This is a genomic window from Buttiauxella noackiae ATCC 51607, assembly GCF_001654865.1.
Lineage (GTDB): Bacteria > Pseudomonadota > Gammaproteobacteria > Enterobacterales > Enterobacteriaceae > Buttiauxella > Buttiauxella noackiae.
In genome coordinates this window covers 1-14,139 of the sequence record NZ_LXEO01000013.1, presented here as the reverse complement: position 1 = coordinate 14,139, position 14,139 = coordinate 1, and the positions used below count along the sequence as shown (strand labels likewise).

Sequence of the window (14,139 nt, the reverse complement as noted above, 5' to 3'; positions counted from 1 at the left end):
TCGTTTCTCCGCTTATTTCATTTCACGGGTCGCTGCAACGAAATCACTTCCGCTAACGGTTTGCGCACGGCCATCACGGTGATTAATCACCGCCAACATTGCTAACAACGCCGGTAGCGCGAGGATGTAAAAGATAGCGCCAGGCCCGGCAAACAGACCGATAAGCAAACCACCCGTCGTGGTGCTGAGAATCGCCCCGGTACGACCGATTCCATGCATCCAGCTGACACCCGTGGCACGAATGCCCGTTGGATAGAACGCTGGCGCAAAGGCTTGCATGCCAGTCTGCGCACCGTTAATACATACGCCACTGATAAACACGAACAAACCGAGCATCAACGGGGAAAAATTGAATATACCCAGGGTTAATAAACTGAGGCTACCGAGCAGATAAAATGCACCGATCACTTTCTTACGCGACATGCGATCCATCAGCGAGCCCACAATTATGCCGCCGCCAATTCCACCAAGCTGGAATACACCCGTGATTATCGCGGCATGCTGCAGGTTAATTCCGCCGTCACGCAGCACCGTTGGCAACCAGCCATTGAGCATGTAAATCACAAACAGCCCCATGAAATAGGTCAGCCACAACACAACCGTGCCCCACGCATAGCTCGGTGTGAACAATTGTTTTACGCGTGATGATTTTTCTACGACGGGGTTCATCAGGAAAAACTGCGTTTGCGCGGAGAACGTTCCGCCCATGCGCTGCAAAGTGGCAGCGATTTTTTCTGACGGAAAATGGCGAGCCACCATAAACATAGGTGATTCCGGCAAGAACCACAGCAGCAATGGTAAAAGTGCCAGCGGGACAATGCCGCCAAAGATCAGCACAGATTCCCAACCCCATGCCGGTATCATCCAGGCCGCAATGAAACCTGCAATGCCCGAGCCGATACTGAATCCGCTATACATTAAGGTGATCATCACCCCCTGACGACGAGCAGGAATATATTCAGCGATCAGCGTGACACAATTTGGCATAGCCGCACCAAGCCCAAGACCTGTAATAAAACGCATCAACGCCAGTTCTTGTGGTGAGGAGGAAAATGCCGACAGCATGCTAAAAAGTGCAAAAACGGCAACGGAAAGCAGCAATAAACGTTTGCGCCCATAGCGATCAGCCAGGGGCCCGGTGATCAGCGCTCCAAGTGCCACGCCAAACATGGCACAACCGAGAACAGGGCCTATCTCCGCACGGCTCAAACCCCACTTTGCCAACAGTTCCGGCACAATAAAGCCCATGATTGCGGTGTCATAGCCGTCAAACATGATGATCAGCAACCCTGCCGCCACAACCAGCCATTGATAGCCAGTAATGGGCCGTGAATCTATCCACGCTTTAACGTCTACATTATTGGAAATACTCATAACGTTGTTCGCCTGTTTTTATGATCGTGTTGCGATTACCGCCACTTAAAGAGACTGAGCGGTTTGTCGTGTAGGGTATGTTTAAGGTAAAGCAACACTGTCAGGCTCGTGGGCTGAAAAAATTTTAGAGATATGAGTTTTATTTATACTGTGAGGTTTACAACAATTTCCACATTATAAAAACAAGCTAAATATATTGAATAAAACCAAACAAATCAGTCATTTGAAGAAACCCTCTCGCATGAGACCTGGATGCAGAGGAATGATAGTTTTGTGGTGAAACATGATTAATTCAGTGAAACGCAGAGGGAATTGCCTGGATAATTCGTCGATGTAAAAAGACTTTCGGCGCCTTAAAGTGAATGGCTTGCGAAAGGCGGTTATGGTGATTTTAGCCATGCGGTACGCGATAGAAACCCGTGGATAAATGGTTATTACAACATTTATCGCCCACACACGAACAATGGTGGTTTACCGCCTTGCTAACATGAAGAAAAGTGGAGACAGGTTATTCCGGTGTCCTGATTTTATGATCCGCTACATTGTGCCTGGAGGGCGTTTGTATACTGAAAAAGCTGGTAAAAAATATAAATGCCGCTTCCAGCGTGATGATAATTGTCGACCACTTCTAAATATATTTCCGCGTGTGGTTGAGGTAGGCAAGCACTGCGGCACTAGACTCGCCTTTACGACTCACCATCATCAGATTAGCTGCCAACTCCTTCGAATCAAGAACCCGATAAACTACCCCCGGGATCGCCACCTGTGCTAATGGCGCAGGAACCAGGGCGATACCTAACCCGGCCCCAGCCATGGCGAGAACGCTCAGTGAACTGGATATCCGATAGGCAATATTCAACGAGTTGCCAAGCAGCTTATGGAGTTGTTTATCCAGTTGTGAATCTACGTCATTGACTGAGTACATAATCAATGGCTCGTTTGCCAGTAAATCTACCGTCAGGCTCTCTTTATCGGCGAATCTGTGATCACCAGACATCACCACCACCCGTCCCCACTCGCCAACAGATTCGTAGACAAGGGCTGATTCATGATCCGGATAGTAATCAGGCATATAACCCACATCCAGCGTCCCATTCTGAATGGCTTCATTCTGAAGCTGCGGAGCAAGCTCCTGGCAAATTATTTCAGCGTCCGGGTATGCCTGATGAAAAGATCGGACATCCTGCATCAGCCTTCCACTGAAGACAGCATTACCGGCAAACCCTATCCGCACCCGACCTGTTTCACCGCGAATAGCGCGTTCAACGGCAAGACGGGTATGTTCCACCTGCTCCAGTGTGCGCATAGCCTCCGCCTGCAAGAGCCTCCCGGCTTCGGTTAACTCCACACGCCGGCTGGTCCTAATCAACAATGGCCCACCCAGCTCATCCTCAAGAGCTTTAATCTGCATGCTCAACGCGGGTTGAACAATGTTGAGTCGTTCAGCCGCCCGGCCAAAATGCCGTTCTTCCGCGACAGCCAAAAAATACTTCAGGTGACGTAAATCCATAAAACCGCCCTATCAATCATTAAAAATGATTAATCAGTAATATCTATATATTTGAGTTTAACTTCTTTCGAGGCCAAACTGAATCCAGTCAAACAAAACAGCGAATTAACGGGAAATAAAAATATGCAAAACCAACTGCACGATCGCCAACAACTCAATGATCTGATGAATGGCTGGATGCACCGTGATTTAGGCGAATGGGATCAGCTACGCGAACTCTTTCACCCTGACGGCACGATTGAGATTACCTGGTTTGAAGGACCTGGAAGTGATTTTGTTGATGGTTCGATGCGTATGGGCGCATCAGACCTGCGTACTAAGCATCTTATTGCTTCACCCGCTATTACCTTTAATGAAGCCGGAGATAAAGCGATCCTTGAAACCAATGCAATCATCATCGCTGAGAACGTAAAACTGAATATTGGCTGTGAGTGTCACAACCGTTTTTATGACATGGCAGAAAAACGAGATGGTGTGTGGAAACTGTTCCACCGCCAGAGTGTTTACGATATCGGCACCTTCACCTTCCCACTAGGCCCTGTCGCAATCGACCAGACAATTGCGGCGAAGTATCCGCGTGAATATGCAGCACTGGCCTATTTACTTGAGCAGAGTGGTTTCCCACTTGGGCGCATATTCGCAACTCGAGGCAGCGAACTGGAAGCAAAAATGAAAATTGAAGGTAAGCGCTGGTTGGCCGCCTGATCCAGACTCATTCACTTTAACTTAAAACCCATGTAACAGAGGGTTCAGGCATTGCCTGCTATTCCTGAGTGGAATGCTAATGAGCGCCTTGAAATAATGGCCCGCAACCAGATTGGCGGGCCAATAATATTAGCTCGGGGTGAGTTTCCTTCAACGCTCAAATAGTTGGCAAAGCTATTTCGCGGAGAGTTCTTTTCGTACTATTTCTGCTCCTGCGCTTAAAGCATTTAGCTTGCCTCTTGCTACCCGGCGAGATAAGGGGGTCATGCCACAATTGGTGCTTGGATAGAGTTTGTCTGCATCGACAAACTGCAGTGCTTTTCGTAGCGTACTCGCGACTTCATCTGGTGTCTCAATGATATTGGTTGCCACATCAATGGCCCCAACCATAACTTTTTTACCACGGATGAGTTCAATGAGATCCATTGGAACACGAGAGTTTTGGCATTCCAGCGAGATGATATCGATATTAGATGCCTGCAGTTTGGGGAAGAATTCTTCATATTGCCGCCATTCTGATCCCAATGTCTTTTTCCAATCAGTATTAGCTTTAATGCCATAGCCGTAGCAAATATGTACGGCAGTTTCACATTTAAGCCCTTCAATTGCTCTCTCTAAAGCGGCAATTCCCCAATCGTTCACCTCGTCAAAAAATACATTAAATGCGGGTTCATCAAATTGGATAATATCGACGCCAGCAGCCTCTAATTCTTTGGCTTCCTGATTGAGAATTTTGGCGAATTCCCAGGCTAACTTCTCACGACTTTTATAGTGGCTATCATAAAGTGTATCTATCATCGTCATCGGACCTGGCAACGCCCATTTAATGGGTTGCGTGGTTTGCTGACGTAAAAACCTGGCATCTTCAACAAAAACGGGCTTTTGACGTGACACAGGCCCAACGACTGTCGGGACACTCGCATCGTAGCGATTGCGAATTCTGACAGTTTCACGTTTTTCAAAATCAACGCCACTGAGATGCTCAATAAACGTAGTGACAAAATGTTGGCGCGTTTGCTCGCCATCACTGACGATATCAATACCTGCCTGTAGCTGATCTTCCAGACACAAACGCAGAGCATCTTGTTTGCCATCAATTAATTCCTCGCCCTGCAATTTCCAGGGTGACCAAAGTGTCTCAGGTTGTGCAAGCCAGGAAGGTTTAGGTAAACTGCCCGCAGTCGACGTAGGTAATAATATTTTCATAATAGGTGACCTTATATTTTTAGTTAATCAAAGAACGTAATTTGCGGACCATTGCTCAAGGATAGTCTGGTATGGCTTTATAAAATTCTCTTCAGTAAACTTACCCTGCTCGATAGCTAACTGGCTGCGTTCTTCTCGATCATAAACAATTTGCGTTAATGAATAATCCTGTTGATTCAAGTTTGGTTGATAGTCTTTTCCTGCTACAGAATTAGCATTGTAAATCTCAGGTCGATAAATTTTTTGAAAAGTCTCCATTGTACTAATGGTACCGATCAACTCAAGATTCGTGTAATCACTCGTCAAGTCACCAACAAAATAAAATGCCAAAGGTGCAACACTATTCGGCGGCATAAAATAGCGAGCTTGCAACCCCATTTTATTAAAATAGTGATCGGTCATGGAGGGTTCATTTTGCTGGTATTCGACACCCAATACAGGGTGCTGATATTCAGTCCGATGATAGGTGTTTTTACTGGATACGCTGAGACATATAACAGGTTGCTTATTAAAGCGCTCTTTATACGCAGTTGAGTTAACGAAGCATTTGAATAGATTTCCATGTAGATCACCGAAGTTATCTGGTGTGCTAAACCCCGGTTTATTCTTGTTGTGATCTAACAGCACGACGCTAAAGTCATAATCCCGCACGTAAGAGGAAAAGTTATTCCCGACAATACCTTCAATACGTTCGTTGGTTTTTTGATCAACAATATTTGTTTTCAATATTTCAATTACTGGGAAAGTTTCGCCCTTGCCTTCAACATCCATCTCAACGGAGATGATTTCAAGCTCGACACAATAACGATTCCCTGTAGGATTATCCCAATGCGCCAATGAATTGAAGCGATCATCAATCATCTTTAAAGCATTACGCAAGTTCTCCTGACGCTTACTTCCTCTGGCTAAATTAGCAAAGTTAGTTGTAATGCGCGTATTTTCTGATGGGTTATAATTTTCATCAAAAGAAAGACTTTTAATAATAAATTCAAATTCTTTATTCATCGCGATTGGGTGTCCTAGTGTCTGATAAAACCTGAATTTATTTTTTGCTTTTTCAGCATGACTAAATTTTCTTTTCAGGTTACTTATTCAGTAGTTTTCATATTGTCTGTAGCTAATTGCAGTAGGTAATTTATGCCAGAGTCATTGATAGAGTAAAAGTGATTAAATTTCAGCGAACATGAATTATCTTCATGTTCTGGTGCGGTGATGTAATCGACACAGGTAAAGAAGCCCCTTCCCATAGGGTTCACAACTGGAATTAAAGGAGGCCAGTAGCGGTTAATCGGGGAGACTTAGGGTAGATTACAAGGAAAGGAATAACCATCTATCATAATGATATTTATGATTAAATCAGCTTAACATCGAAGCACGTTCGGCCTACAATCGGGAGCATAGTCTCACCCCATACAGAGCCAGTTTAATAAGATCAATAATAACCCTAAATAAGTAAGGATATTAATCATCTTCTGATTTAAGTGAAAGAAATGCCGTTAAAGGGGATGAAATTTATTCTGCTTTAGTTTTATCAAGAGGTAGAAAAAATGAAAAATGGCTAGTATAGCTCAGCCCATAAACTTATAAAAAATACGGATAACCTATACAAGCAGGCAAAACATCCTTCGCTTGATAGTTGAGAAATGCGCTTATAAAATACATAAATTCAATGCATTACTTCAAGCATTGCAGGATTAAACTTCTTAAGGGAGTGAATATGTTAGCACTCGGATTTGTTACTCAGAAAGCGCTGGCTGACTGGCAGAATACACCTCTATATATGCCACACTTTCAGTTCTACGAGCGGCATAGCACTACGATAAGAACTACCCACCCCGAAAAAATATTACCGGCGATTGCTGATTATGATATCCAACAGGATTTCCTTATTAAAACATTAATGTCAGTGCGACAATTGCCACAAAAATTACTACGCAATAAGTCTGAAAAAACTATTAATCAATTTGGGCCACATAGCTTTACTTTATTAGAAAGTTCGACAACCGAACTTTGCTATGGCTTAAGAGGTCAATTCTGGCGACCCGATTTTGGTCTTGAGGATGTCCCAGATGCTAGTGCCTATTGCGCAGTCCTTCGGCCGGGTAACGCAAAACTACTGCTGCGATATCAGGTACAACAACTTGCCAACAATAAATATGTTCTCTGCACAGAGACATTCATATACTGCCCTGACCGAGCGACACGGCTAAAAATGACCGGATACTGGCTGGCAATCAGATTGGGAAGCGGCTTAATTCGGCAAAGGACACTGAAGGCGGTAAAGCATGAGCTGGAGAAAGTGAGCTAACAGACTTAGCTGGCCGCAACTGAGGAGAGTCAGGGGCTATTTTTATAATGAAAGCCCCTCTGTTCTCTTTGCTTTAGAGCTTTTCCAAAATCAGACACGCCTCGCGATTCAGCGCAATAAACTCCTGCCAGCTATATTGCTGCCGGTAGTTAAGATGATATTGCTTTTCAACTCGGCAAATCAGTGGACGTGTTTCATAAATCGCACACAGCTTAGTCTCCATTTGATAGTGCCGACAAATACCATCACCACGATCGAGGAACTGTGTTTCGCTGGCGCGAACAACATGGCGGCAGCAGGCTCCGCACTGGTTGCAAGGAAATACCGGAGTGAGCTTCATAGCTTGCTTAACCAACTTCGCATGGAGCGTGTATTCCCGGCCTCAAACGGCAGCGCGATATTTCGACGTTCGATCTCAGCTCCTAGCAAAAGGCCACGCTCAATTTCGCTATTCACTGCGCCAAGATGACGAGTAAAGTACGCCAACTCTGAGGTATCTATCGCGAACTCTAGCGCCGAAAGCTCCAGAAGGTAACGATCGAGTTCACTATTAACCTGTCGATAATACTCAAGTGCTTTCTGATACTTATCTTTGAAAGTATCCAGAAATGCCCAGATCTTTTTCATTAAGGCGCTGTATTCAAGAAAATAGTTCATCACCAGTGTCAGAACACCTGTTGCCAGTGCGCCGCAGAAAGCAGCTAATTCCGGGCCAAAAGGAAAGACAAGAATTTTTGCTAGTGCTTCGTTAACCACAACACCCGCTGCGACGGCCACCCCAGCAGCCACCAACTTACTTACTGCTTTCGCCAACTGCCCCGGAGCTAAACCCTCTGGGTTAAAGACCATCACTTTGAAGGCCTGCACCAGGTTGTTCCACATTTCACGAATCAGCTTCACTATCATCTTCTTTGTAGTAAAGAAGATATTGAAGAGCGTCGTGGTAATGCTGGATAGCATGCCGCCAATTGCACCGTTTTTAAAGGAAGTAAGGAAGGTGCTAAATTTTTTCTGCACCCGGTGCCAGACAGCACGTAATACCTCATTAGCATCCTGTAGAAAATCTCCTGCATCAAATGCATGACGATGTTTCTCAAAGATCTGCGGAATACGCTCGCGGAATTCAAACCATGTTTCTGCAAGAATCAACCCCAGCATCTGCCGCGTTCCCATGCGAAATGCATTGTTCAGCGTTGCACTGGCAACATTCTTCGCAAACTTGCTGCTCGTGTAATATTCCTGATTGATAGTACTGTTGTATTTCTCCCGCGCCTGCTTATCGGACTCTTTCATGCGCTCAAAATCGGCGGCTGCTTTATTTTCCAGTTTATTCAGTTGTTTCTGTTCTTGTTCAGAGAGTGCAGGTTGACTGCGTAATCGGGCAATTTCATGCGTAGTGGCGGTATGCTGGTCATGCAACGTTTGTAAGAAGGCATCCATCGTTTTCGCTTTCTTCGCCTTATTTAGCGACTCGTTCGTGAAGGTAAGATTTGACGAGTCATTGGCCAGTTCAGCGCCATCGCACTCAGCGAGAACGCGTCCGGGATCATGGTGAATCTCGTGGGCAGAAATAATATGGTCGAGATTCTTTTTATCATTAGCCCTAAAACGTTCACCGGTATAGGTATCAGTTAGCGTGCCAGCCTCATGCGCCTTTTTTCCTGCCCGATTGGTGGCAATGTAGTTTTCGTGGGTGTGGTAATGGTGCGAATCATACCCTTCACGTTGCTCATACCGTTGACGTTCAGCATCAGTGGCATACACCCCCTGACGCACGTTGTGAATAGTGTTTACATCGCCTCCGTGCTTATCTTCCAGGAGGAGAAAATCTAACCCAAATGATGTGGTGAGGCTCTTGACCACCGTCTCATGTAACTCTTCACCCCAGTCGAACCTTGCTGCATTCATTGTGCTCTGTCCATAGAAATGCCGGGCCTCTTCGCCCGACGGGTCGATTAAAAATGAGAGGAAAAGGCGTTGAAATCAGAGGCGGATACCTCCAGTTTGTCATCCAGCACTTTTTGGTTCAGTAGGTTCATACCGTTGCTGTCGGTCTGCAACTGGATCACGCCATCTTCAATAACGGCTTCGCCATTTTCCTGCGTCATCGGCTTGAACAGCGGCGTAGTAATCACATCGGTCATGATGGCGGCTAATTTGTATCCATTGTCGATAATTTCCATGATCTCTTCCGACTCAGAAATCTCAGTGGAGATGTTCTTCTCATGACGTTCAACAATAATGGCATGCATCGCTTTCAGCGGCGCAAAGTAATGCTGAACAAAGACGTTATGCATACGAGCGATCGATTCATAAATGCTGTTTACATACTGCTGCACCTTCATTAACTGTGCTTCAGCCGCATTCATTTTCTCTACTGCCTCAGTCACCTCACGAGAGCTTTGATAAGCATTATTGAGCGCTTTTTCCGCATGACTATCGTAGGCCCAGCCCGCGATAGCAATCAGCGGAGCGACGACCGCGCCACCAAGTACCATCGCACCACCCGCCATACCCCAACCGCCCGCGGCAAGGGAACCGCCGCCAATCGCTGCCATCGTGGCGTTATAAGCCGCCGCACCAGATAACATGGCAATCGGCGTCCCGGTAGAAGCGGCGGCAAACGCCATGACGCCGCTGTATACGGCAAAACCCGCTGCGGCGCCTGATACCCCAGCGCCAACGACTGTTGTCAGATATTCCGTGGCAGAAATTGCCAGACTTTGGATCTTATTAATGCTGTGCTTTGGCACCGTCAGTTCAAGATTTTTATGCCCATCCTTTGCCATACGAGCAAGAAGATCGATAGCTATAGTATTGAATTCATTGAAATCATTACCAATTTCCAGTTCCTTTTCACCCAACTCAGCCAGTTTTTTAGACGTTGTTTCATTCGCCGCCTCAAAGCTCTCTTTATGCTTATCAAAGCGACGCTGTGCGCGATCTAATACGTCATCGGCTTCCGATTTTTTCTGGTAACCGTCATATGCTTTTTTGCCACCAAATGCCGTTGCCGCTGCCGCGACGCCCAATATAATAAAAGGTAATGCCATAGGTTATTATCTCCTGTGCTATAAATTCATTGTTACTCGCTAAGCCTTGCATTCCAAAACAGGAACTGATTCGCTCTCGCCAGAAATATAGTTATGCAGCATATTGATGACTGATTTTTTAACCATTCTGGCTCCAGAATTTCTATATATTTGATCATCAAGATGGAGGACTTGTTCGAGGTCCAAAAAATCATTGGATATGAACTCTTGAGCGTTGTATTTTCCGTTTACTTGCATCCTTTCTGAAATAACACATGCCCCCACAGTTTTGCTCCATACCAGTAGGCAGCTAATGTTCAGGTTTCGCTTTATCATATTAACCCTGCTCTATATACAATATGCTCCGCACGAGCAAAGTAGATGCAGTCCTTTAAAAAGTAGCTCGAAATACGGTGTCTTTTATGAGCACGTAAAGTTGAATAACGGCAAAGTGTGTCTGTAACTTAAATCTACAATCAGATTATAAGACTCAGATCACAACTGAAATGAAGGTTGCAAAGGTGGAAGTAAAACAGAGCGTGCTCAACGTATTGGTATCAACCTTAACAATGGGCTCCTACAGCCCACGTGAGGCGAATATCTACTGCCTCAATTAAATCAGTCGGTCGCCCCCATTTATGGACAGGTATAACTCCACGGGCCACGTGGGCAGGGTCGCATTATGGCATTTAAGTGCTCTGGATATATTTTGTACATGCCTCCATTGAATGGATCAATCAATAGCCAGCCTGGTACGCCGAGGAACAGCAAATTTCCGAAGGTGTACCAGCCGTTGAGCCGCGACTGCAATGGCACTATCAGCGGGTAGTGATCTGAATGCATTAGTGTGACTGTGTAAGATAACTTGCCAAAGTAGCTGCCATCAGCCTTAGGTAACGTAATATACTGCGGTGTGGTTCCACGAGCTGCGATCATCCCATTGTTATCAGAGATAACAAAATTTGCGCCCGTTGGTTTACTCTCGATATATAGAGTTTGTGACTGTTCGCCAACGATGCTTGCACATCCGCTTAAAAGCACAGATGCCAGAAGAAGTGACAATATTCTTTTCATTTTCTCTTTTCCATTCAACACAGTGTTTGACTGTAAAGCGACAACTTTTCACACAATATTAAATAGAACAGTGAGCGCCCCATAGCGTTTGTATCGGTGGCTCTGCCTTTCGAAAGTGGGGTTGAAGGAGTAACAGTTGTGGTTGCCAAAAAAACCACCATGCGAGGTGGTTTTGCGTTCAAGTGAGACCAGTAAGATTATTTCTGCCACGCCCAAATGGTTAATATATTGCCAGTATAACCAGGCTCTATACGTCCCGATTCAAAAGTCACCCCCTTGCAACGGAAATACTCTTTTTTTATTTGCGGGTGTAACTTCCTTAAATGTTCAAGAGAATGGGCTACATATGATGCAGGCGAATAGTGTTTCCCGGCCCCTGTTCCCATTTCAGCACTGCCGTCTTCTGTTCCATATTCAGACTGTATTTGCTGCCAAAGCACGCTGTAAGCGTCCCCCAGTGATTGGCAGATCTGGTAGGAAGATAAAAATAAGCCATTCTCTTTTTTTATAATCTGTATCAGTTCTGCTTCACAATGATTTAAATGCATTTCCCTATACTCCCATGAGTAATTAATGACAAAATCAGCGGTAGACCAACACTTAATTGACGACACAGAAATGACTTAAATTAAGTCCCTTACTAATAAATAAGAATGACCTTATCTGGTAGTTGACTAATCACAATGCACTGTTCTGCGTCCCTCAAAATAGCCCTGAACCTTTATGGAAGAATGTTGCCAGGCAGCCGCTTCGTACAGGAAGCTTATCCTTGCCACCATCGCTGTTAAGGTAATATTCGAGCTTTGACAGTGCCCGCAGAAAGGGGCATCCCCAGCCCTCGGTCCAGTAGCCTCAAGTTTCAGGAAAAGCCATACATACAGGTGCCGCTCCAGGTCTTCTTACGTTAATCATGCGCCAAATACGGGCGCTTGATAATTATTGAAAGCACTAAACCTCGCGCCTTTATTCATCATGGAGAACGATAAACTGGCTCTTATTGCAAAGCTTTAATCAAACTGCCAGTAAAGCGGCGCGCCGTAAACTTCTACGAAATAATCGATCACAGCCCGCACATTCAGCGGAGGATGGCGTGCGTTGGGATAGATAGCGGCGATATGCTGCGGCTCAGTATTGATCGCGACCTCAAATCCCTCCATCAATCTGACAAGGTCACCTTTTTTAAGACTGTCACCAATAAGCCAATCAGGAAACAACACCATTCCCATGTCGCTAAGTGCGCTGATAAGAAGAGATTCAGCATTGTTGGAGGTCAGTAATGCGGTAATGGGATAGTGAGTCCAGGAGCCGGCTGGTTCCCTAAACAACCAGCGGTTTGGACCCGATGATCCTCTGTAAACCAGGCATTTATGGTCATTCAGTTGGGCTGGAAATTCCGGTTTTCCAAATTTTTTAATGTAGCCGGGAGAGGCAACCAGGTGATAACGCTGAGTTCCAATTACACGCGCATGGAAAGAAGAATCCGTCAGCGTGCCAATTCTGAAAATAACATCTGAGGCATCCCTATGGGGGTCGATGTAATCATCAGTCTGCGTCAGTTCAATTAGCAGTCGGGGATAGCGGGCAGAAAGTTCGCTAAGCCAGGGGGCAATGTGGCGCTGGCCGAAAAATACAGGCGCATTAATCCTTATTAGCCCAGCTGGCTCAAGGGCTCTATCCTGCATCTCTATACGGGCTTCGCTCAATTGCTCAGTCATGGCGCGGGCATAGCTAATGAATAACCGTCCGGCTTCGGTGGGAATAACTGCTCGGGTATTTCGATAAAAAAGCTGCTGACCGAGTGCATCCTCTAGTTGAAGGATGACGCGTGAAATCATTGATACAGAGACCCCTTCACGTCGTGCTACGACTGAAAAGCTTTGGGTATCAAAGACGCCGATAAAAAATAACAGTGTGCGAAAATTTATGGCGCTTGGCTCGTACATTATCCCAACTTATGCAAAGGTGTTTATTGGATTATACCGTTTTTCATTACACTCCACTGCTATAGCATTCTCCACCTCAACCACTGGAGAGCGTTTTAATGCAGCTTTTATTTATATTACTCGTCGTTGCAGGCGGGATGGGGCTATCCGTTGAAGCCGGTTTATTAGGACCACTAGGAAGCGAAGTCGGTGACTTATGGGCAACATTCAGTATTTTCGGAGTCGGCGCTGCGCTGACATTCTTGCTAATGTTGTTCTTTAGCCCACGTAACAGCCCTTCCTTCTTTACCCAACCATCATGGACTCTGCTTGGCGGTATTTTGGGCCCGGTGTACGTTGTGATCCTCACCGTTGCCGTTCCCAGTATTGGAATTGCGATGACCATGATTGGTATTTTGGCAGGACAGGTCTCCAAAAGTGTGGTTATTGACCATTACGGGCTGTTTGGTTCTTCTCATCGGAAAATTGACAGTAAGCGCATTATCGCGCTGATTTTTATTATTGCTGCCCTATTCCTTATGGCAAAAGGTTGAGGTGAACTCGTGAATATATTAATGATCATTCTGGCCGTAGTCGGTGGTGCATTTCTTAGCATGCAGGCTGCAATTAATGGAAGGTTGGGTAGCAATGTTGGCGTATTTCGCAGTGCATTTCTGACTTTTTCCGTCGGCGCGCTGGTGACCGCGCTACTCATTTTCTTCTTCGAACCAAAGCATGCTGTAACCTTGCTGGATGTGCCGAAATGGCAATTACTTGGCGCACTTTGTGGTGTTCCTTACATTGTCATTATGGTTCTGGCTGTTCAGCGAATTGGGGCGGCTGTTGCTACTGTTGCGGTCATCTTTGGCCAGCTGGCAATGAGCATGCTCATTGATAATTTTGGTTGGTTAGGAAATGAAGCGATCCATTTTTCTGCGACACGACTGGGTGCGGTGGTCTGCCTGGGAATAGCACTTTTCTTTATTTACTTGACTAGTCCTGATATAC

15 protein-coding genes and 1 pseudogene are annotated in these 14,139 nt (G+C 45.6%); 6 read left to right on the top strand and 10 right to left on the bottom strand.

Going from position 1 to position 14,139, the window contains the following annotated elements; all coding sequences use genetic code 11:
• Positions 1–12 precede the first annotated feature (12 nt).
• Positions 13–1,374 (bottom strand): MFS transporter, encoded by a 1,362-nt coding sequence (locus M979_RS05025; RefSeq protein WP_064553979.1) that lies wholly within the window; start codon positions 1,372–1,374, stop codon positions 13–15.
• A 292-nt stretch (positions 1,375–1,666) separates the two neighbouring features.
• On the opposite strand from M979_RS05025, the pseudogene M979_RS23505 reads away from it, so the two are divergent.
• Positions 1,667–1,860, top strand: a pseudogene (locus tag M979_RS23505) (IS3-like element ISKpn37 family transposase); the annotation flags it as partial.
• Between the two features lie 142 nt (positions 1,861–2,002).
• Here the strand turns inward: M979_RS23505 and M979_RS05020 are convergent.
• Positions 2,003–2,884 (bottom strand): LysR substrate-binding domain-containing protein, encoded by an 882-nt coding sequence (locus M979_RS05020; protein WP_064553978.1) that lies wholly within the window; start codon positions 2,882–2,884, stop codon positions 2,003–2,005.
• A 123-nt stretch (positions 2,885–3,007) separates the two neighbouring features.
• On the opposite strand from M979_RS05020, the gene M979_RS05015 reads away from it, so the two are divergent.
• Positions 3,008–3,589 carry a nuclear transport factor 2 family protein gene (locus M979_RS05015; protein ID WP_064553977.1) on the top strand — a complete coding sequence of 194 codons (582 nt, stop codon included), beginning with the start codon at positions 3,008–3,010 and terminating at the stop codon, positions 3,587–3,589.
• 174 nt (positions 3,590–3,763) lie between these two features.
• On the opposite strand, the gene M979_RS05010 is transcribed toward M979_RS05015, so the two are convergent.
• Both M979_RS05010 and M979_RS05005 read right to left on the bottom strand, forming a co-directional pair.
• Entirely contained in the window at positions 3,764–4,795 is a 1,032-nt protein-coding gene (locus M979_RS05010) for a methionine synthase (RefSeq protein WP_064553976.1), read from the bottom strand.
• A 27-nt stretch (positions 4,796–4,822) separates the two neighbouring features.
• Entirely contained in the window at positions 4,823–5,800 is a 978-nt protein-coding gene (locus M979_RS05005; protein ID WP_064553975.1) for a DUF1852 domain-containing protein, read from the bottom strand.
• Positions 5,801–6,512: 712 nt separating this feature from the next.
• Here M979_RS05005 and M979_RS05000 point away from each other — a divergent pair.
• Positions 6,513–7,103, top strand: coding sequence for a hypothetical protein (locus M979_RS05000; RefSeq protein WP_064553974.1), 591 nt, complete (start codon positions 6,513–6,515; stop codon positions 7,101–7,103).
• Positions 7,104–7,176: 73 nt separating this feature from the next.
• On the opposite strand, the gene M979_RS04995 is transcribed toward M979_RS05000, so the two are convergent.
• The 3 genes from M979_RS04995 to M979_RS04985 are packed head-to-tail and all read right to left on the bottom strand — an operon-like array spanning position 7,177 to position 10,156.
• Positions 7,177–7,443: a YkgJ family cysteine cluster protein gene (locus M979_RS04995; RefSeq protein WP_064553973.1), complete on the bottom strand. Its 267-nt coding sequence runs from the start codon at positions 7,441–7,443 to the stop codon at positions 7,177–7,179.
• Positions 7,440–9,011 carry a hypothetical protein gene (locus tag M979_RS04990; RefSeq protein ID WP_064553972.1) on the bottom strand — a complete coding sequence of 524 codons (1,572 nt, stop codon included), beginning with the start codon at positions 9,009–9,011 and terminating at the stop codon, positions 7,440–7,442. The genes M979_RS04995 and M979_RS04990 overlap by 4 nt, the downstream gene beginning before the upstream one ends.
• 47 nt (positions 9,012–9,058) lie before the next feature.
• On the bottom strand, positions 9,059–10,156 hold the full coding sequence (locus M979_RS04985; protein ID WP_034455895.1) for a hypothetical protein: 1,098 nt from the start codon (positions 10,154–10,156) through the stop codon (positions 9,059–9,061).
• Positions 10,157–10,575: 419 nt separating this feature from the next.
• Here M979_RS04985 and M979_RS24000 point away from each other — a divergent pair, with 419 nt between their 5' ends.
• Entirely contained in the window at positions 10,576–10,752 is a 177-nt protein-coding gene (locus M979_RS24000) for a Bor/Iss family lipoprotein (protein ID WP_425338127.1), read from the top strand.
• Between the two features lie 19 nt (positions 10,753–10,771).
• Here the strand turns inward: M979_RS24000 and M979_RS04975 are convergent, their stop codons facing one another.
• From M979_RS04975 to M979_RS04965, 3 genes are all read right to left on the bottom strand, one after another.
• The gene (locus M979_RS04975) at positions 10,772–11,209 is read right to left on the bottom strand and encodes a hypothetical protein (RefSeq protein WP_034455897.1); all 438 of its coding nucleotides are present in this window, start codon (positions 11,207–11,209) and stop codon (positions 10,772–10,774) included.
• 197 nt (positions 11,210–11,406) lie between these two features.
• Positions 11,407–11,757 carry a hypothetical protein gene (locus M979_RS04970; protein WP_064553971.1) on the bottom strand — a complete coding sequence of 117 codons (351 nt, stop codon included), beginning with the start codon at positions 11,755–11,757 and terminating at the stop codon, positions 11,407–11,409.
• A 459-nt stretch (positions 11,758–12,216) separates the two neighbouring features.
• Positions 12,217–13,152 (bottom strand): LysR family transcriptional regulator, encoded by a 936-nt coding sequence (locus M979_RS04965; protein WP_064553970.1) that lies wholly within the window; start codon positions 13,150–13,152, stop codon positions 12,217–12,219.
• Positions 13,153–13,250: 98 nt separating this feature from the next.
• Here M979_RS04965 and M979_RS04960 point away from each other — a divergent pair, with 98 nt between their 5' ends.
• Positions 13,251–13,685, top strand: a complete 435-nt coding sequence (locus tag M979_RS04960) for a DMT family transporter (RefSeq protein WP_034455900.1) — start codon at positions 13,251–13,253, stop codon at positions 13,683–13,685.
• Between the two features lie 9 nt (positions 13,686–13,694).
• Positions 13,695–14,139: DMT family transporter (locus M979_RS04955; RefSeq protein WP_064554003.1), on the top strand; the 445-nt coding region annotated here is incomplete at its 3' end.